This window comes from Novosphingobium sp., from assembly GCF_041905565.1.
GTDB lineage: Bacteria > Pseudomonadota > Alphaproteobacteria > Sphingomonadales > Sphingomonadaceae > Novosphingobium.
In genome coordinates this window covers 64,069-82,234 of sequence record NZ_JAYRKX010000004.1, presented here as the reverse complement: position 1 = coordinate 82,234, position 18,166 = coordinate 64,069, and the positions used below count along the sequence as shown (strand labels likewise).

Annotated in this window: 12 protein-coding genes; 7 read left to right on the top strand and 5 right to left on the bottom strand. The window is 67.8% G+C overall.

The genetic code is table 11. From position 1 onward, the window contains the following. The first annotated feature begins 54 nt into the window (after positions 1-54). Together ACE3N9_RS04810 and ACE3N9_RS04805 are read left to right on the top strand one after the other, a co-directional pair. On the top strand, positions 55-702 hold the full coding sequence (locus ACE3N9_RS04810; protein ID WP_374281394.1) for a Crp/Fnr family transcriptional regulator: 648 nt from the start codon (positions 55-57) through the stop codon (positions 700-702). Continuing rightward, the gene (locus ACE3N9_RS04805; protein ID WP_374281392.1) at positions 699-3,596 is read left to right on the top strand and encodes an AAA family ATPase; all 2,898 of its coding nucleotides are present in this window, start codon (positions 699-701) and stop codon (positions 3,594-3,596) included. The genes ACE3N9_RS04810 and ACE3N9_RS04805 overlap by 4 nt, the downstream gene beginning before the upstream one ends. Here ACE3N9_RS04805 and ACE3N9_RS04800 read toward each other — a convergent pair. Then, positions 3,559-7,725, bottom strand: coding sequence for a hypothetical protein (locus tag ACE3N9_RS04800; protein WP_374281390.1), 4,167 nt, complete (start codon positions 7,723-7,725; stop codon positions 3,559-3,561). The two genes, ACE3N9_RS04805 and ACE3N9_RS04800, sit on opposite strands and share 38 nt — an antisense overlap. 156 nt (positions 7,726-7,881) lie before the next feature. Between ACE3N9_RS04800 and ACE3N9_RS04795 the strand changes: the two genes are divergently transcribed. Genes ACE3N9_RS04795 through ACE3N9_RS04785 form a run of 3 tightly spaced genes read left to right on the top strand, consistent with a single transcriptional unit; the run spans position 7,882 to position 11,003 of the window. After that, complete coding sequence (locus ACE3N9_RS04795; protein WP_374281388.1) at positions 7,882-8,328, top strand: MarR family winged helix-turn-helix transcriptional regulator; 447 nt, start codon at positions 7,882-7,884, stop codon at positions 8,326-8,328. Continuing rightward, entirely contained in the window at positions 8,321-9,397 is a 1,077-nt protein-coding gene (locus ACE3N9_RS04790) for an HlyD family secretion protein (protein ID WP_374281386.1), read from the top strand. The genes ACE3N9_RS04795 and ACE3N9_RS04790 overlap by 8 nt, the downstream gene beginning before the upstream one ends. Positions 9,398-9,404: 7 nt before the next feature. Further along, on the top strand, positions 9,405-11,003 hold the full coding sequence (locus ACE3N9_RS04785; RefSeq protein WP_374281384.1) for an MDR family MFS transporter: 1,599 nt from the start codon (positions 9,405-9,407) through the stop codon (positions 11,001-11,003). Between the two features lie 15 nt (positions 11,004-11,018). On the opposite strand, the gene ACE3N9_RS04780 is transcribed toward ACE3N9_RS04785, so the two are convergent. From ACE3N9_RS04780 to ACE3N9_RS04770, 3 genes are all read right to left on the bottom strand, one after another. Continuing rightward, the gene (locus ACE3N9_RS04780; RefSeq protein WP_374281599.1) at positions 11,019-11,471 is read right to left on the bottom strand and encodes a MaoC family dehydratase; all 453 of its coding nucleotides are present in this window, start codon (positions 11,469-11,471) and stop codon (positions 11,019-11,021) included. A gap of 76 nt (positions 11,472-11,547) precedes the next feature. Beyond that, entirely contained in the window at positions 11,548-12,732 is a 1,185-nt protein-coding gene (locus ACE3N9_RS04775) for a hypothetical protein (protein ID WP_374281382.1), read from the bottom strand. Between the two features lie 2 nt (positions 12,733-12,734). Next, a complete protein-coding gene (locus ACE3N9_RS04770) occupies positions 12,735-13,178 on the bottom strand; it encodes a Zn-ribbon domain-containing OB-fold protein (protein ID WP_374281380.1) in 444 nt (147 codons plus the stop codon). 147 nt (positions 13,179-13,325) lie between these two features. On the opposite strand from ACE3N9_RS04770, the gene ACE3N9_RS04765 reads away from it, so the two are divergent. Further along, on the top strand, positions 13,326-14,549 hold the full coding sequence (locus ACE3N9_RS04765; protein WP_374281378.1) for a cytochrome P450: 1,224 nt from the start codon (positions 13,326-13,328) through the stop codon (positions 14,547-14,549). An 11-nt stretch (positions 14,550-14,560) separates the two neighbouring features. After that, a complete protein-coding gene (locus ACE3N9_RS04760; RefSeq protein WP_374281376.1) occupies positions 14,561-14,758 on the top strand; it encodes a ferredoxin in 198 nt (65 codons plus the stop codon). Positions 14,759-15,199: 441 nt separating this feature from the next. Here ACE3N9_RS04760 and ACE3N9_RS04755 read toward each other — a convergent pair whose 3' ends face one another. Then, positions 15,200-18,124, bottom strand: a complete 2,925-nt coding sequence (locus ACE3N9_RS04755; RefSeq protein ID WP_374281374.1) for a TonB-dependent receptor domain-containing protein — start codon at positions 18,122-18,124, stop codon at positions 15,200-15,202. Positions 18,125-18,166 lie beyond the last annotated feature (42 nt).

Below are 18,166 nucleotides of genomic sequence, written 5' to 3'. Positions count from 1 at the left end.
TTTTCAATGCATGGGACTGGTTCGCCAGGCACTGGGCAAGGCGCCAGCCGGATCATGCCGCCACGGGTGCAGGACGCGTTCCTGGTCCGTGGGCGCGAGGTTGCCTTCAGCCGCAAGCAGGTGATCATGACCGAAGGCGCGGAGGACACCGACGTGTTCCTGCTGATCGCCGGGCGGCTGCAATTCTCGCTGATCTCACCCCAGGGGCGCGAAGTGATCCTGCGCGAAATGGGACCGGGCGAAATGTTCGGCGAATTGTCCGCGATCGACGGCCAGCCGCGTTCCACCAATGTCATGGCGCTGGAAGACAGCCGCCTCGCGCAGATGAGCGCGGCCGATTTTGCCGCCATGCTGAGCGAAGTGCCCGATGCCGGGCTGTGGGTGGCACGGCAACTGGCCCAGCGCATCCGCAACCTGACCGACCGCGCTTTCGAGTTGGCGACCCTGCCGGTCGCCAGCCGGGTCCAGGCCGAATTGCTGCGGCTGGCCAGAGAAACGACCACGCCCGGGGCCGACGCGGTCGAGATCCGCCCCATGCCGACCCATGCCGATCTGGCCGCACGGGTCGGCACCAGCCGCGAGGCGGTGTCGCGCGAACTGGGCCTGCTGGCGCAGGAAGGGCTGCTGGCGCAGAGCGGCCGAACCCTGCGGATCGGTTCGATCGCGGCCTTGCGCGCGGTCTATGAACGAATGCTGCGATGAGCCTGGTCAACCAACGCCATCACCTTGTCCTGCTGTTCACCGACCTGACCGACTCCACCCGCATCACCGCGGACATGGAGCCGGAGGACTATGCCGACCTGCTGACCCGCCTGCGCGAAATCACCAACCGGATCATCGCCCACCACGGCGGCGAAGTGGTGCGGATCGACGGCGACGGAGCGCTGTGCATCTTCGGCTATCCCCTGGCGCACGAGGATGCCGGCCGCCGCGCGACCGAGGCCGCGCTCGACCTGCATGCCGCCATGGCCGAACTCGACGGGCTCTATGCCCCGGGGCTGAAGCTGCGGCTGCACAGCGGGATCCACGCCGGGGTGGTGCTGCTGCGCAGCGGCGACCTGGTGCGCGGGCGTTATGAGATGCTGGGCGATGCCACCAACGTCGCCGCCCGGCTGTGCGATGCCTCCAGTCCCGACGGGCTGCTGGTCAGCGCCGAATCGCTGGGCGGCGATGCCAACTTCTTCGTCACCGGCCAGCCGCAGGTGCTGAGCCTGGGCGGGCGGCGCAAGTCCATCCAGGCCCTGCCGGTGCTGGGACGCAGCGATGCAGCCACCCGCTTTGCCGCACGCACCCGCCAGCGGCTCACCCCGCTCACCGGGCGCGATGGCCAGCGCGCCGCGATTGACGAATGGCTGGACGGCGGGCCGGACACGCCGGCAACCCTGCTGCTGCACGGCCCGGCGGGGATCGGCAAGAGCCGCCTGCTGGCGCAGGTTGCCAGCGATGCGCGGGCGCGCGGCTGGCGGCTGGCGCGCGGCTATTGCGAGGCTTACCTTGCGGCGCGGCCGCTCCAGCCGTTCCTGCAGATCGCGGCCGAACTGTCCGGCGGCGATGCGGCCGACCTGCCGGCAGTAACCGGCCCGATCGGCGCCGAAGTGGCCCGCGCCGCGCACGGCGCTCCGCTGATGGTGATGATCGACGACTGGCAATGGGCCGACGATGCCAGCCGCGACCAGTTGGCCGCAATGCTGGCCGCCGCCCCGGCGGGCCGGCTGCGCGTGCTGCTCGCCTCGCGCGAGGGCGATGCGGCGCTGCCCGATGGCGTGGCGCAAGTGCGGGTCGAACTGCCCCCGCTGGACGAGGCCGCCGCCCACGCCGCGATCGGCGCGCTGCTGGGCACGCAGGAACCCGGCGTGATCGCCCGGATCACCGAGGCGGCCGGCGGCAGCCCCCTGCTGCTGGAAGAATTGTGCCTGGCCCAGGCCAGCCGCGCCGCCACGCCCAGCGGCGAAGCGCGCGGCGCGTGGTTCGACCTGGCGGTGCAGGCGCGCTTTGCCGCCCTGCCCCCGGCCGATGCCGCGATGCTGCGCCAGGCGGCGATCATTGGCCATATCGTGCCGGCCTGGCTGCTGGCCGCGATCCAGGGCGAAGCGATCGGCGCGGCGATGCTCGACCGGCTGGCCGAAGCCGATTTCCTCTACCCCGGCGAAACCGGCAGCACGTTGAGCTTCAAGCACGGGCTGACCCGCGACGCGGTCTATGCCGGGATCGACCTGGCGCTGCGCCGCGACCTGCACTGCCGCGTGCTGGACGTGCTGGAACAGCGCGCGCAACAGGTCGGGGAAACCGGGCTTCTCGATGCCCTGGCCTATCACGGCGGTGCCGCCGGACAGGCCGACAAGGCGCGCGACTATGCCGTGCGGGCGGGCGATGCGGCGCTGGCGGCGGGCGCGCTCGACCGTGCGCAGGCGCACTACCGCGCCGCGTTCGACTGGGTCGAGACGATGCCGGCGGGCGAACCGCGCACCGCGCTGGTCTGGTCGCTGCTCAACAAGTTCGGGCTGGCTAGCATCGTCGATCCGGCGCTGGAACAGCTGCCGGTGCTGGAACGGGCCGCAGCCTTGCTGGCCGATAGCGGCGATCCCGCCGCGCAGGTGCGCAGCGCCTATTGGCTGGGGGCGATCGCCTATGGCCTGGGGCTGGGCCAGCGCTCGGTCGGTTACCTGACCGCCGCACGGCGCATCGCGATTGACGCGCAGGACGATCGCTTCATCCACCAGATCGAAGTCAAGCTGGCCCAGTCGCTGATGGCAGCGGGCAGTTATGCCGAGGCGGGCGCGCTGTTTGACGAGGTGCTGCCGCGCTTCGATGGCCTGCGCGGGCGCAACAACCAGGAAACGCTGATCTATGCCCTGTGCTGCCGGGGCTTCATGCTGGGCGACCAGGGCCACATGGCCGAGGCCGAAGCCCTGTTCGCCCAGGCCGAAACCCGCGATCCCGCAGCGCTGACCACCATGCGCCCGTCGCTGGTGACGCAGAAGGCCGCGCTGCGGCTGTGGCAGGGCGACTGGGCCGGGGCCGAGGCGCTGGCCCGTGAGGCGCTGCAGGACTGCACCCGCACCCGCACCCGCTACCTCGCGATGATGAGCCACGCCCTGGCCGCCTTTGCCCGCTGGCGCAGCGGCGGCGGCGACGCCGAAGTGGCGCGGATGGAAGACACCGCGCGCTGGTTCCAGGGCCACGGCAACAGCCGCCAGCGCACCTCGCTGGTGTTCGGCTGGCTGACCGAGATGATGGCCGCGCGCGGCGATGCCCCGGCGGCGCGGCGCTATGCCGCAATGATGGTTCAGCGCATCCGCGAGGGCGGCGACCGGCTGGGCGAGGCGATGGCCTGGCGCGCGCTGGCCCGGCTGGAGCAGCGCCGCGAGCGGCCCGGGCGCGCCGACCACTACCTGCACCTGGCCGATGCTTCGGCCCGGCACCGCGCCAGCCCGCGCGAATGGGCGGGCAACCGCCTGTGCGCCGCGCGGCTGGCCAGCGCCCGGGGCGATGCCAAGCGCGCCGCCGAGGAAGCCCGGCAGGCCGCCGAAACCTATGCCACGCTGGGCATGGAAATGCTCAGGCAGCGGGCGGAGGCACTGGCTCCCACTCACTGAGCCGCACGATCAGCGCTGCGGGCATGGCCTGGATTGTCCCGGCATCGAGCAGCGCGGCCATGATCCCCATGATCGCGCCAAAGGCCATGTTCTGCGCCGGGCAGGCATGAACCGGCCAGGGCGCCGCACTGTCCACCTGGTCGGCCGCGTGACGCTTGCCGCCGAACACGATCGACACGTCGCCATCGGGCATGTCCGGATCGAACAGCGAACGCTGCGAGGCGGAGACCTGGCTGACCACCACCATATCGCCCTCGCGCACCTGGATGTCGTGGCGGTGCGGGCAGGCGGGGGTTTTCGGATCGACCTTGATCGTCGCCGCGCGCTGGGCGGTGCGATAGAGCAGGTCGGGCGCGGGGCGCATGCACATTGCCTGCGAAACCGGGCTTTTCAGCGCGCCGATCGCTTCGGCCACGGCCGCCGCCGCCGGCCGCCCACCCGTGGCCCGCTTGAGCGCGGACTGGTGCCGCCACAGCGACTTTTCCCCCAGCCATTCGGCCAGGATCCCGCGCAGGTTGCCGTCCATCGGCGGGATCGCGCCGACCATGGTGCCAACCAGGTTGCGGGCCAGCACTTCGTCATCCGCAATCGCGCCGAACATCGCCGCCGCGACCGAGCCTTGCGGCACTGTGCCCGCCGCGCGGTGGTCGGCCACGAAGGCGCGCGCCGCGGCCAGGATCGCCTTGCCGTGGTTGTCGGCAAATTCGCTCACTTCGGGGCTCGGCCGGGGATAGAAGGCATTGCGCGAGGGCGAGAGGAAGTCCCCCGGACAATGCGCCTTGTCGCGCGTGGGCACCGCCGGATCGGCGCCATAGGCGCCGCCCTCGTCCAGCCGCACCGGCTGCCATGACCAGCCGCCCAGCGCCATGTGCAGCTCATCCGGCAGGCCGTACCACAGCTTGCACAGCACCCCCAGCGCGGGCAGCAGATACTGGCGGCGCAGTTCCAGCTTGAAGGACGTGCGTCCCAGCGCCTGGACCCGCAGCTTCATTTCCTTGAGCACCGCCGAGCCCGCCGCATAGCCGGCGCTGAACCCGTCGGCCTCGCCATAGTGCAGCAGGATCGCGTTGGTCGCGGTCGCATCGCCGCGATAGTTCAGCCCCAGCGCGTTCAGCGCCGGGTTGTTATAGGCATCGTCCGGCTGCTGGGTAACGAAGATCGGCCCGCTGTTGGTGTGGATGCGGCGCAGCTGCTCCTCGCTGGAAAAATTGCGCCAGTCGGCCAGCACCTCGGCCACCTGGTCGCGCCCGGCGACCAGCACCACGTTCTGCCTGGCCCGGTCGGGATTGGCCCAGTCATAGGGGCCGCCATCGTCCGTGGCAGTCGGCGCGGCCGGGGGGGCGTCCTCGGCGCAGTCGGGCAGAGCCTTGGTGGGCAAGCCGATCCCGCCCGGCTCGTCCGGGCCGCGCCGCAGGTTCAGCGCGCCGCCATAGAAATACCGGATCGCCGACCACATGTCGGGCGTCACATCGCGTTCGGCCGGGTCCTTGGTCACAAAGTCCTCAAGCAGGCGCTTCCATTCCTTGGCTGCCTCGCCTTCGGGCAGGGCCTCGACCCGCTCGATCACCGCGCGGCCGCGCACGTCTTCCAGGAACTTGCGCATCAGCCGGAACCGGCCCTGGATCCGCGCCAGCCGGTCCAGCGCGCGGCGCGACGGCACGAACAGGTACAGCCCCCAAAGCAGCGGGGTGAACGGGTGGCGGCCGGGTTCGGATGTGCCGGTCAGCCCCGGCGCGGGGGTGAAGGCCGGCAGCGGCACGCGCACCACCTGCGGCTGGCCGGCAGCATCGCTGGCGATGAACTGGAACAGGCCCGGCGGATCCTTGGGCAGCACGCCGGTCAGCGGATCGTTGTTGGCGGCGGCCTGGTCGGTGCTGTTGCCGCCGTTCAGCCAGCGCTGGATCACCTCGTACTGTTCGGCGATGCTGGCGTTATAGGCCATGAACATCAGCCCCGCCTTGTCCGGCCCGTCCTGGCGGTGGCCGAACAGCATCGCCCGGCGCAGCAGGCGCGGGGTCGGCCGGTCGAATTCGGCGCGGGTCAGCGTCTCGTCCTGGCTGAGCGGGGGCAGGCCGCCGCCCGGCACGATGCGGCGCGGATTGGCGCGGCGGATGTGCGCGGCGAACGGACACTGCCGCCCCGCCCCGTCCTGGCCATAATCGAAATCGTTGAGCGCGCCCGCATCGGGCCGGGCCAGCGGCCGCCCCGCTTCGTCGCGCCCCATCACCGCCGCCTTGAGCAGCGCCCGCGCCGAGGCCGCATCGATCCCCAGCTGCGCCGCGATCGGCGCGGCCGACTGATCCAGCCAGGCATCGAAGCGCGCCACGTCCTCGCCGATCTTGCGGACCACCAGGAAGGTGCCGTTCAGTTGCAGCTCGCGCGCTTCCCGGCGGGGCTTGCGGCGCCAATCGTCCAGCGTGACGAACGGCGCGGGCGCGCTGTCGCCGCGGTCGTTGCCATAGCCCAGCAGCACTTCGCCCGGTTGCACCCGGTCGCGCTCCAGCACAGCGGCGGAATTGTCGCCGATCCCCGGCAGGCGCGGGCGCGGCTGGCTGATCCCGTCGAGATAGCCGAAGTGATCGCGAAAATAGCCGTCGCCTTCGCCGTGCGCGCCGGTCAGCCATTCGACCGCTTCGAGGCTGGCACCCCGCCCCGCCAGCGTGGCCAGCCGCCGCGCCTCGACCTCGAGTACGGCGCGGTCCGGCGCGGTGGCGCGCAGCTGGACCACTATGTCCACCTCGCGCAGTTCGACGCGCGGCAGGCGGGTGCCGGGCGGGACCGCCCCGGTCAGTGCCGGACCGTTGCGTACGGGCAGGATCCAGTTGCGCGGATGGTTCTCGCGCTGGTCGCCCAGGATCCCGCTGCGCTGCTCCATCCCTTCGCGGAATTCCTTGGGGAAGCAATCGACCACGTCATAGTCCAGCCCCAGCCGCAGCAGCCCGTCGGGCGTGAAGCCAACCGTGCGGAATATCCCGTTCGCCGGCGTGCTGCCCGCGCCGGCGGCGAAATGCGGATCGAGCGCGGCGATGAAGTCGCGCGCGCGGGCCGCATCGCGGATCGTGAACAGCAGCAGCGCGCCGTGCTGTACCGGCTGCGCCGCGCTGCCCTGGGCTTTCAGGATCCCGCCCTGCACTTCGCCCAGCTCGAACGGCGGATCGGGCAGACGGCGGGCCTCCAGTTCGGCGTCGAGCCGCGCGAGGTGGCACTTGCCGCTGGTGTACCAGGCCAGCGGCTCGGCATAGACCCCCTGCGCCCGCGTCCACACCTGCCTGAGCGGGTGCGTTTCCGGCAGTGCCTCGACCCCGGCGATGAAGTGGTCCCAGCCAAGCAGGATGTCGCCCGCCGCGCGGACCAGGCGGTGCCCCTCGTTGATCCGTTCGCGTCCGTCGGGTCCGGTCCCCGCCTGCCGCCCGGTCAGCCATTCGGGCGGATAGAAATCGGCCAGCTTGTAGATCACGTTGAGCGCTTCGAGCCCGAGTTCGAGCGTCTTGGGCGCATGCTGGCGGCGCGTTTCGGTGGCGGCGGGTTCGGGATAGAGCATCCGCGCGCTGGCCAGTTCCAGCTCGTCCGCGCCTTCGCGCTGCAGCCGCTCCAACCGCGACAGGTACTTCTGGTCACGCGTCGACAGGCCGGTGGTGTTGTAGAAGATCGCGCTGTCCATCTGGTTGTCGCGCACCCATTGCAGGTATTCCTCGCAGGAATGCTCGGTCGCGGTGACATAGCCTTCGCAGTTGCAGAACAAGAGGTCGAGGAATGTCCCCAGCGGCTTCCAGATCAGCCGCATGTATGGTTCCCACCCGCCTTCGAAAGTGGCGGTGAGATAGAGGTAGCGGCGGCTGCCCAGCGCCAGTTCGCCCGGGGCCAGCCGGGACAGGCCGAACAGGTCCTTGTCCAGCACCCCCACCCGGAAATCGAGCAGGTTGAGGATGCGTTCGGTGACATCGGAATAGGGCACCACCCGTTCGTATTCGCGCGCGGCCACGCGGATCCGGTTGAGCGCTTCGGCCACCAGCTTCAAGCGGCTGGCATAAGTGATGTTCTCGTAGGCCTGGATGAAGCCGTCCTTGATCGGGGCGATCACCACCAGGTCGGTGATCCCGTCGATATGCTTGGAAGTAACCTCGTCCATGATCGTGCCCCTTCGTCCCATGCGCGCGATTCGCCGCAGGGCTGCCTGATTTCAGCCCTTTTGGCGGCGCGAGGTAAGGCGTCTGTGCGAAATTCCACACTAGCGCCGAATTTTTTACGCTTGCGTTATTTAAGCACGCTTATTATCGGCCAGGACATGATCCAGTCCTACATCTACCAGATGGGTGACAGTTCGCGCCTGCTGCGCCGCGCCTTCGATGCGCGGATGCGGCAGTTGGGCGTCACCGGGCCGCAGGCGCGCCTGCTGCTGGAACTGTCCAAGGCCGAGGGCGAGAACCAGGGCCACTATGCCGAACGGCTGGAGGTCGAGCCGATCACCCTGTGCCGCATGGTCGACCGGATGGAGGAATCCGGCCTGCTGGAACGCCGCCGCGATCCGGCTGACCGGCGCGCCTGGCGGGTTCACCTGACGCCGCGCAGCCGGATCATGATCGACCGCCTGCGCGAAGGCGTGGCCCAGCTGGAACAGGACATGCTGGCCGGGCTGGATGAAGACGCCCGCCAGCAATTCTCGCAAGTGATGGACATGATCCGCGCCAACCTTGCCCAACCCCTTGAAACGGAGCTGTCCGACCATGGCTGAGGCCGATCCCACCTTTGCCGAAACCCGCGAAGACACTTCCGCCACCCCGCCGCCCCACCCCGCCCGGCGGCTGGGACGCCTGGTCGCCATGCTGTCGGTGCCGCTGCTGGTGCTGGTTGCCGGGGCGTTCTACTGGTTCAGCCTGCAAGGCCAGGTTTCGACCGACAACGCCTATGTCAAGCAGGACAAGGTTTCGGTCAGCGCCGAAATCAGCGGTCGCATCGTCGAGGTGATCGGGCGCGAAAACATGCAGGTCAAGGCCGGCGAACTGCTGTTCCGGATCGATCCCGAACCCTACCAGTTGCAGATCCAGCAGGCCAATGCCGCGATCGCCGCGGCCCAGGCCAGCCAGGTCGCGCTGGCCAATGCCAGCCCGCTGTCGGGCGCGGACATCTCCTCCGCCCAGGAAAGCATCGCCTTTGCCCGCTCCAACCTGGCGCGGCAGGAAGCCCTGTGGAAGCGCGGCTTTGCCACCAAGGCCGCCTATGATGCCGCCCTGCACGCCGTCTCCCAGGCCGAGGAAGGCCTGCGTCTGGCCGAAGCCAAGCGCGACGAAGCCGCGGCCAAGCTGGCCACCGGCGCGCAGGTCCCCGGCATGTTCCCCCAGGAAGCCCAGGCCCGCGCCCAGCGCGCCGCAGCCGAACTGAACCTGCGCCGCACCGAAGTGCGCGCGCCGATTGCCGGCCGGTTGAGCCAGGCGACCCGCCTGCAGATCGGCCAGGACGCGATCGTCGGCCTGCCGCTGGTGACGATCGTCGCCACCAGTTCCAGCTATGTCGAAGCGAACTTCAAGGAAACCGACCTCAACCAGATGCGCGTCGGCCAAGCCGCCGAAGTGCGCTTCGATGCCTATCCCGATCTCAAGCTGAAGGGCCACGTCGCCTCGATCGGCGCTGGCACGGGCAGCGAATTCTCGGTCCTGCCGGCGCAGAACGCCACCGGCAACTGGGTCAAGGTGACGCAGCGCGTGCCGGTGCGGATCGTGCTCGACCAAGCCAGCCCCCGGGTGCTGATCGCGGGCCTGTCAGCCAAGGTGAAGGTCTTCACCGACGCCAGCAAGCGCAAATAGCGCACCCATGGCCAGCGTCCCCGCCAATTCTCCGCGCGGCCGCAGCGTGGCGGCCATGCCGCAGCTCGACGAAGCCGATGTGCCCGCGCTGGCGTGCGACAACTATCGCCTGCTGATCTTCGGGATCATGCTGGCGGCGCTGCTCCAGATTCTCGATTCGACCATCGCCAATGTCGCCATCCCGCACATGCAAAGCTCGCTGGGGGCCACGGCGGACACGATCAACTGGGTGCTGACCAGCTATATCGTCGCTTCGGCGGTGGCCATGCCGATCACCGGCTGGCTGGCCGAACGGATCGGCGCGCGGCGGCTGTTCATCGGCTCGGTCGCAGCCTTCATCGTTGCCTCGATGCTGTGCGGCGCGGCCCAGAACCTGACGCAGATGGTGCTGTTCCGGGCGCTGCAGGGCGTGGCCGGGGCATTCATCGCTCCGCTCAGCCAAAGCGCGATGATCGACGTGACCCGCCCCAGCCGCCAGGCGCAGATCATGGCGCTGTGGGGCATGGGCGTAATGATCGGCCCGATCTTCGGTCCGATCCTGGGCGGCTGGCTGACCGAGAACTGGTCGTGGCGCTGGGTGTTCTACGTCAACCTGCCGCTGGGGGTGATCTCACTCGCGATCATGATGGCGGAACTGCCGGGGCGCGACGCCGCGCGGCGCAAGTTCGACCTGACCGGCTTCGCGCTGGTCGGGATCGCGCTCGCCTCGGTCCAGCTGATGCTTGACCGCGGCAACCACGTCGACTGGTTCGATTCGATCGAAACCTGGATCTACCTGGGCGTGGCCATTTCGAGCACCTGGATGGCGATCATCCATCTGGCTACGAGCGAACATCCGATCTTTCGCCAGGAACTGATCTACGACCCCAATTTCCTGCTGGCGCTGACCTTCATGATCGTGGTGGGCGTGGTGATGATGGCCACCATCGCGCTGTTGCCGCCGATGTTGCAGCACCTGTTCAACTATTCGGTGATCGATACCGGCATGGTGCTGATGCCCCGTGGGTTGGGTACACTGATTTCGATGCAGGTATCGGGCATCCTGGTGCGACGCGGGTTCGATGCGCGCACGCTGGTGGCCTGCGGCTTTGCCCTGGCGGGCGCATCGCTGTGGATGATGTCGGGCTGGTCGCTCGACGTCGATTACTGGAACATCGTGGTTTCGGGCTTCATCCAGGGGCTGGGCATGGGGATGGTGTTCATCCCGATCAATGCCAGCGCCTTTGCCACGTTGCCGCCGGAACTGCGCACCGAAGGGGCCAGTCTGCTCAACCTGTTCCGCTCGATCGGCGCTTCGGTTGGCATTTCGGTGGTTTCGACCCTGCTGGCGCGCAACATCCAGGTGGCGCACCAGGACCTCGCCTCGCACATGAATTCGGCTTCGGTCGCGGGGCTGGATTTCAGTACGGTGGACCGTTTCCAGGTGCTGGGCGACGTGGCGCTGCGCATGGCCGACGGCGTGGTCAACCGCGAGGCGGCGATGATCGCCTATGTCGACGATTTCTATGCGATGATGTGGGTCACGCTGGCCGCGATCCCGCTGTGCATTTTGCTGCGCCCGCCGCAGACCAAGGGTATGCCGCAGCAGCCGATCAGCGATCACTGACCGGCTGAAGCCGGCTCACGCCGGGCGCTTGCGCTGCAACCCGCTGCGCTTGCAACTGGCGACCAGTTCGCCGCGCTGGTTGAACGCCTGGTGCAGGAACGTGACGATCCCGGCATCGGGGCGCGATTTCGAGGCACGCAGCTCCAGCACCTCGGTCACGATATGCAGCGTATCTCCGACGAACACGGGCTTGGGAAAGCGCACCTCGTCCCAGCCCAGGTTGGCCACTGCCGTGCCCAGCGTGGTGTCGTTCACGCTGATCCCGACCATCAGCCCCAGGGTGAAGCACGAATTGACGATCCGGGTGCCGTATTCGCTCCCGGCCATGTACTCCTCGTCAAGATGGAGCTGGGCCGGGTTGTGCGTCATGGTCGTGAACAGGACGTTGTCGGTCTCGGTCACGGTGCGGCGGATCGGGTGTTCAAACCGCTGACCCACCGCCAATTCATCAAACCACACGCCCGGCATCGCTTGTCCTCCCTGAACCGACGGGACCTTCATGGCCCCGCCGGCCGGGCAAGATCAACCCCTGCCTGGGCGCGGCCTATTCGTCGCGGCTGAAGATGAAGGCGGTGCTCTTGGTCAGGCCGTTGGAAATGGTCGCCACCGCGCGGCGGGCGCCCGGCACCTGCCGTTCGCCGCCGCGATCGGTGACCTGGATCACGCTTTCAGCCAGCTGGGTCATGCCGTGCAGCCGCCCTTCGCCCAGCGCGCCGCCGCCGGTATTGACCGGCAGCTTGCCGGTCAGACTGCCGTGGCCATCGCGCAGGAAGGCCAGCCCCTCGCCGCGCGGGACGATCCCCAGCCCTTCGAGCCACAGGTACACGAACGGCGCGAAGCCGTCATAGACCTGGGCGGTGTCGATCTCCTCGGGGCGCACGCCGCTCGATTGCCACAGCCGCTCGGCCACTTGCTCGCAGCCGATCCAGATATCGTCGAGCGTCATCGGCAGGCCGGCGGGCGCTGGGTGGGTCCCGGCGGCAAAGCCGGTCAGCAGCGCGGGCTTGCAGCGCAGGTCGCGGGCACGTTCGGTGCTGGTCAGCAGCAGCGCGGCGCAGCCATCGACCGGGATGTCGCAATCGAGGATCGACATCGGATCCGCGATCATCCGCGCGTCCAGATAGTCCTGCCGGGTCAGCGGCTTGTCCCAGAACCCGTTGGGGTTCTTCAGCGTGTTCGCCCGGTTATCGGCGATGTAGCGGGCGAAATCGGCGCGCGAATAGCCGTAGAGTTCAAAATAGCGCTGCGCCACGGTGGCTGCCCAGCTGGGCGGGACCGAGAAGCCATAGGGCGCCATGAACTGATCGCCCGCGGCGGCATACTTGCTCTCGTAATTGACATAGCTGCCCTGCGGCACGTGCAGCGCGCGGTAGACGATCACCGTGTCGCACACGCCCGAGGCGATCGCCATGGCCGCTTCCTGGAACCCCTGCGTGACCATGGCATTGGTCGATCCGGTCCAGGCGAGGTGGTGATGCGTGCCGAGCCGCTCCGACAGCGCCCAGGGGGTGACCACGTCGATCCCGTCGATCGTCCCGCGCGCGCCGCCGTAGCGCGGCATTGCGGGCGAAGTGACCAGCCCGTCCAGATCCTTGCGGGCCAGCCCGGCATCGGCCAGCGCGGCATCGCAGGCTTCGACCGCCAGGCTCATCAAGGGGCGCTGCGGACGGCGGCTGAGCGCACTGTAACCAACACCCGCGACGGCGATCTTGTTGCTGAAGGCCCACATGTTCACGCATCCCCCGCCGGAACGAACTGCGGCACGGCGTGCTCGCTATCCAGCCATTCGAAACAGACCCTGACCGGCATGCCCAGCCGCAGTGCGCTCGCATCAACCTGGAGCAGGTTGGCGCAGAGCAGCAGGTGCGGCTGTTCGGCCAGTTCGACGATTCCCACGATCAGCGGCAGCATGTCGGCAAAGCCGGGGCCGGGGGAATGGTGCAGCACGGTCCAGCTGTACAGCGTGCCGCGGCCCGACACCGGCTCGAACGCCAGCTCCTCGCTGCCACAGGCCGGGCAGGCCAGCGCAGGGGCATGGATCCAGTGGCGGCAAGCGGTGCAGCGCTGGATGTCGAGTCGGCCCTGGCGCGCGGCCGCCCAGAACGGGGCGCTGACTTCGTCCGCCAGGGGCAAGGGGCGCAGCGCAACTGCTGCCGGGGCCTGTGTGCTGTCCACCGATCTATCACTCCAGTGCAATTTTCAGACGAAGCCCTGCCCGTTTTTGCGATCAATCGCAAGGGGGCGGGCGGATCAATGTTGACGTCGGCGCGCAGGACTCGTATTTTACACTTGAATGCAAAATTGGTAGAGAGGTTTTAGATCATGGCGACGCTGGCTTCCACCCGTCCTGCCCACGTTCCCGAGGAACATCTGGGCGACTTCAACCTGATGGACGGCCCCGACATGCTGCCCCGCCCCAATGGCGAACCGCATGCCGCGATCGCCCGGCTGCTGGATGGCCCGCCGGTGTTCTATTCGCTCAACAACACCCGCAACGGCGAAGGCGCATGGTTCATCATCCGCGCCGAAGACCAGCGCCGCGTGCTGCAGGACGGCGAGACCTTTTCCAGCAATCGCAACATCTTTGCTTCGGCGCTGGGCGAAACCTGGCCGCTGATCCCGCTGGAAGTCGATCCGCCCGAACATGCCAAGTGGCGCTCGCTGCTCAACCCGCTGCTCAGCCCGCGCCGGGTGATGAACCTGGAACCCTTCGTGCGCCAGCGCGCGGCCGAACTGGTCGAGGAGATCAAGGCGCGCGGCAACAGCTGCGAGGTGATGACCGAATTCGCCTTTCCCTTTGCCGTGTCGATCTTCCTCCAGTTCCTCGGCATTCCCAATGACCGGCTGATGGAATTCGTCGGCTGGGCCAACGACCTGCTGCATTCCACGCCCGAAGCCCGCACCAAGGCCGCGCGCACCGTGATCGCCTATCTGGACGAGTTGCAGGAACTGCGCCGCAAGGAGCCGACCGACGATTTCATGTCGTTCGTCACCCAGGCCGAAGTCGACGGCCGCAAGCTGACCCCGCACGAGGTCAAGCAGATGAGCGTACTGCTGTTCATCGCCGGTCTGGATACCGTGGCCGCCGCGCTGGGGTTCGATTTCCTGTACCTGGCCCGCAATCTTGACGACCAGGCCCTGCTGCGCGCCGAACCGCAGCGGCTGACCCTGGCGGCCGAGGAACTGATGCGCGCCTTCCCCACGGTCACGCCGGTGCGCCGCGCGACCCGCGATGTCGAACTGCACGGACGGTTGATCAAGGCCGGCGATCTGGTCGCCTGCCCGTCGATGACCGCCAACCGCGACCCGGCCGAATTCCCCAATCCCGAAAAGATCGACCTGGCGCGTGAAGACAACCGCCACGTCGCCTTCGCCTATGGCCCGCACCGCTGCCTGGGATCGCACCTGGCCCGTCGCGAGGTGGTGATCGGGCTGGAGGAATTCCTGGCCCGCGTGCCCGAATTCCGGATCAAGGAAGGGGTCGATCCGATGGTCAACGGCGGCTTCGTGTTCGGCGTCGAAAACCTTGTGATCACCTGGAACTGAGGAGCCACCCCATGAAGATCATCGTCGATGGGGCCAAGTGCCAGGGCAACGCGCGCTGCTGGGCGCAGGACAACGAAATGTTCGATCTGGACGACGAGGGCTACCTGCCCAGCCAGACCATCGTGGTGCCCGACACCCCGGAAAAGCAGCTTGCCGCGCGCCGCGCGGTGCGCGCCTGCCCGGAACGCGCGCTGACGCTGGAGGAATGAGCGGCTCCATCCGCTGACCAGACGGCAACAACACAAGGCCGGTCGATCCCTGGGTGGATCGGCCGGCCTTCTCTTTTGCGCGCCGGCGGTTCGTTCTGCGGTTGGCTGCACTGTATCGGAGGCCGGTGCCCTGCGCCGGTGCTGCCCCGGCCATGCACCGCCATTGCCCTGGACAAGCGAAAGCCGGTCATCCCCTAATAGGATCGACCGGCCTGCTCCTTTACGCGCCGCTGGCCCATGCCCGGCAGTTGGCCAGTGGCTGCGCCCTGGTAGCTCTGCTCCCTGAACTGGCGCCCCGTCCCTCCAGGACAGCCCGCCATGCCCAGACAAGCGAAAACCGGCCGATCCCCCCAGGATCGACCGGCTTTCTGGTGGCTTTCGCCATCTGCCAAGGCCTGCCCCGGCCAAGGGGAGGAGAGAGTTTGGCCGGGGCAGTCCAGGTCAGAACTTGAAGCGCACGCCCGCCGTGTAGGCGCGGCCGACGATGTCGTAGACCGCGATGTTGGTCGGCAGGTTGACCCCCGGGACGGTGCCCGGGATCAGCGGCGGATCGCGATCGAACAGGTTGTTGATCGTCACGAACGGTTCGAGCTTGCGGCCTTCCCCGATGTTGATCTTACCGCGCAGCGTCAGGTCGGTGTAGAACACCTTGCCCACGTTCGGCTGGACGAAGTTGACGCGGGCGCCGTTCGGCAGGGCACCCGGGATGTCCAGACGCATGCTGCCGATCATCTGCTCGCTCAGCGTCACGCCGAACTTGTCGTTTTCGTAGTCCAGCGTCAGGCTACCGCGCCAGCGCGGATAACCAGCCGGGTTGGACCCGACCACGCTGACGCCGGCATAGTGCAGGGTCGGCGCGCCAGCGAACTGCTGGGTGTCGAACTTCGCCAGGTAGTTGGCATAGAGCCGCAGCGACAGGTTGCCCGAAGCGCCGACCCGAGTGCGATAGCTGGCATCGAAGTCGATACCGGCCGTCTTCAGGAAGGCGATGTTCGCCGGCGCGATCGTGATCAGCGACGGGAAGGTGGTCGGAGTCGCACGGCTGATCAGCGCGCATTCCGGACCGGTCCCGGCGCTGTTGCCGCAGTTGGTCAGGATCTGCTGGGCCGACAGCTGGTCGATCAGCGAATCCACCTTGATCGAGTAGTAGTCGATCGCCACGCTGAAGCCGGGCAGGCCGCTCGGGCTCAGCACGCCGCCGATGGTCAGCGTCTTGGCCTTTTCCGGCTTGAGGTTCGCGTTGCCCTTGGTCACCGACGAAACGTTGATGTTCTGGCCCGAACCGATCCCGTTGATCACGGTGTCGTTGACGATCCCGATGCCCGACTGCGCACCGCTGTACAGTTCGTACAGGTTGGGCGCGCGGATGTCGCGCGAGTAGGCAGCGCGCAGCAGGAAGTCGCTGACCGGCTTCCAGGTGCCGCCGACCTTCCAGGTCGCCACGGTGCCCGAGCTCGAATAGTCGGTCACGCGGACCGCACCGTTCAGGCTCAGTTCCTCGAAACCGGGCTTGTCACGCAGCACCGGCACCGCGAGTTCGGCAAAGCCTTCCTTCACGTTGTAGCTGCCGTTGGCCTGACCGACGTTGATCAGCCAGAAGTACAGCGCGCCAGCCGGAACGCCACGCAGACCGGCGAAATAGGAACTGCGCTTGGCGGCGGTGTCCAGGTTCGCGGGATCGGCGTTGCTGGTCAGCACCAGCGACTGCTTGCGGTATTCGACGCCCGCGGCCAGATCGACCGGGCCGGCCGGCAGGTCGAACAGGCTGCCCGACAGGCTGGCGGTGATCGCATCCTGCTTGATCGTAGCGTCGTAGCCCGAGGTGCCGGTGGCATAGGCATAGCCATCCGGCGTGGTCACGGCCGCGTTGCCGCGCAGGAAGTTGATCGGCTTGCACCCGGCGTACTGGGCAGCAACCGTGGGATCGGTCAGCACCCGGCAGGTCGGCACGCCGCCCACCAGCACCACGTCGGCTGCGGCGAACAGCTTCTTGTTGTCGTACAGGCCCGAGGTGTCCATGTTGTGGGTGGATTCACCGTGGCTGTAATTGACCGACCACTTGAAGCCGCCCAGCTTGCCGTCCAGGCCAGTGGTCGCCATCCAGTAATCGGTGCGTTCCTTGGCAAACGGCTGCGCCTGGCCGGCATCGTACTGGCCAACCGTGATGAAGTCGTTCGCCCCGGTCAGGGTCGCCTGCATCGCCGCGGTCAGGAACGGGTTGCCGCTGTAGACATTGACCCCCTGGCTCGGCGGAACCAGCGCGTTGGTCTGGGTCGGGTAGGCATAGTCGCTGCGGCTGAACAGCCCCTGGACATAGAAGTTGACGTCGTCGGTCAGATCATAGGCGATGCGACCGAAGGTCTGGTAGGTTTTGGCCGGAATGATCGCGGCGTTTTCCTGGGTGATGGCATAGCCATCGCCGCCCGACTGGAACCCGGCAGTGCCGACCGCGGTGCCAGCGTTGAAGGCACGGGTGGTGCCATCGACATTGATCACCTGGCCGACCAGCGGGTTGCCCACCACGTTCGACGAGGTGATGCGGCCGGTGTTGGCCAGTGCCGAAATGCGCACATCGCTGGCCAGGACATAGGGATTGGTCACCGTGCCGGGAGTGCCGCCACCGACGACCGAACCGACAAAGTTGTAGCCCTTGGTCGAGAAGTCACGCTCGCGGCGCTTCATCCCGTCGTTGTTGTTGTATTCGGCGCTGAACAGGATGTGCCCGCGACCGCCCGCAAAGTTGGCCCCGGCAGCCGCGCCGATGCGCTGGCTTTCGGCATAGCCGCGTTCCGCGACGCCGTACTGGGCCACGCCGGTCACGCCGGTGAAATCCTTGTTGAGCACGAAGTTCACCACGCCGGCGACGGCGTCCGAACCCCAGGCGGCCGAAGCACCGCCGGTCACCACGTCGACGCGGCTCATCAGCAACTGCGGCAGGACGTTGGTATCGATCGTGCCGACATATTCGGTCGGCGAAACGCGCTGGCCGTCAAACAGGATCAGCGTGCGCAGCGGACCCTTGGGGTTGTTGCCGGTGGTGCCCAGGCCGCGCAGGTTGAGGATGTTGCCGTGGATCGGCAGGTTCGAGAAGTTCGACGCAGCCTTCGACGGGCTGAGCGAGTTCGAGAACTGCGGCAGCTTGTTAAGCGCATCAGGCACGCTCGACGGGGTGCCGCGGGCCAGTTCATCGGTGGTGGCAACCGTCACCGGGGTCGGCGCGGTGTACCCGTCGCGCACGATGCGCGTGCCGGTAACGACGATCTGTTCATCGACGTTTTCATCAACCGCTGCGTCTTGCGCAAAGGCAGGCGCAGCAAGCGACAGCGCGCTGGTGGCCAGCAACGCGGCAATGGCGTAATTTCGCATTCTTAACCCTCCCATCAGGAAACCGGGTGCCTATCGACACGC

Bases quoted from the DNA above. Each gene is read 5' to 3' on its own strand.
- ACE3N9_RS04810 (WP_374281394.1), top strand. From the start codon at position 55: ATGCCGCCACGGGTGCAGGACGCGTTCCTGGTCCGTGGGCGCGAGGTT.
- ACE3N9_RS04805 (WP_374281392.1), top strand. From the start codon at position 699: ATGAGCCTGGTCAACCAACGCCATCACCTTGTCCTGCTGTTCACCGAC.
- ACE3N9_RS04800 (WP_374281390.1), bottom strand. From the start codon at position 7,725: ATGGACGAGGTTACTTCCAAGCATATCGACGGGATCACCGACCTGGTG.
- ACE3N9_RS04795 (WP_374281388.1), top strand. From the start codon at position 7,882: ATGATCCAGTCCTACATCTACCAGATGGGTGACAGTTCGCGCCTGCTG.
- ACE3N9_RS04790 (WP_374281386.1), top strand. From the start codon at position 8,321: ATGGCTGAGGCCGATCCCACCTTTGCCGAAACCCGCGAAGACACTTCC.
- ACE3N9_RS04785 (WP_374281384.1), top strand. From the start codon at position 9,405: ATGGCCAGCGTCCCCGCCAATTCTCCGCGCGGCCGCAGCGTGGCGGCC.
- ACE3N9_RS04780 (WP_374281599.1), bottom strand. From the start codon at position 11,471: ATGCCGGGCGTGTGGTTTGATGAATTGGCGGTGGGTCAGCGGTTTGAA.
- ACE3N9_RS04775 (WP_374281382.1), bottom strand. From the start codon at position 12,732: ATGTGGGCCTTCAGCAACAAGATCGCCGTCGCGGGTGTTGGTTACAGT.
- ACE3N9_RS04765 (WP_374281378.1), top strand. From the start codon at position 13,326: ATGGCGACGCTGGCTTCCACCCGTCCTGCCCACGTTCCCGAGGAACAT.
- ACE3N9_RS04760 (WP_374281376.1), top strand. From the start codon at position 14,561: ATGAAGATCATCGTCGATGGGGCCAAGTGCCAGGGCAACGCGCGCTGC.
- ACE3N9_RS04755 (WP_374281374.1), bottom strand. From the start codon at position 18,124: ATGCGAAATTACGCCATTGCCGCGTTGCTGGCCACCAGCGCGCTGTCG.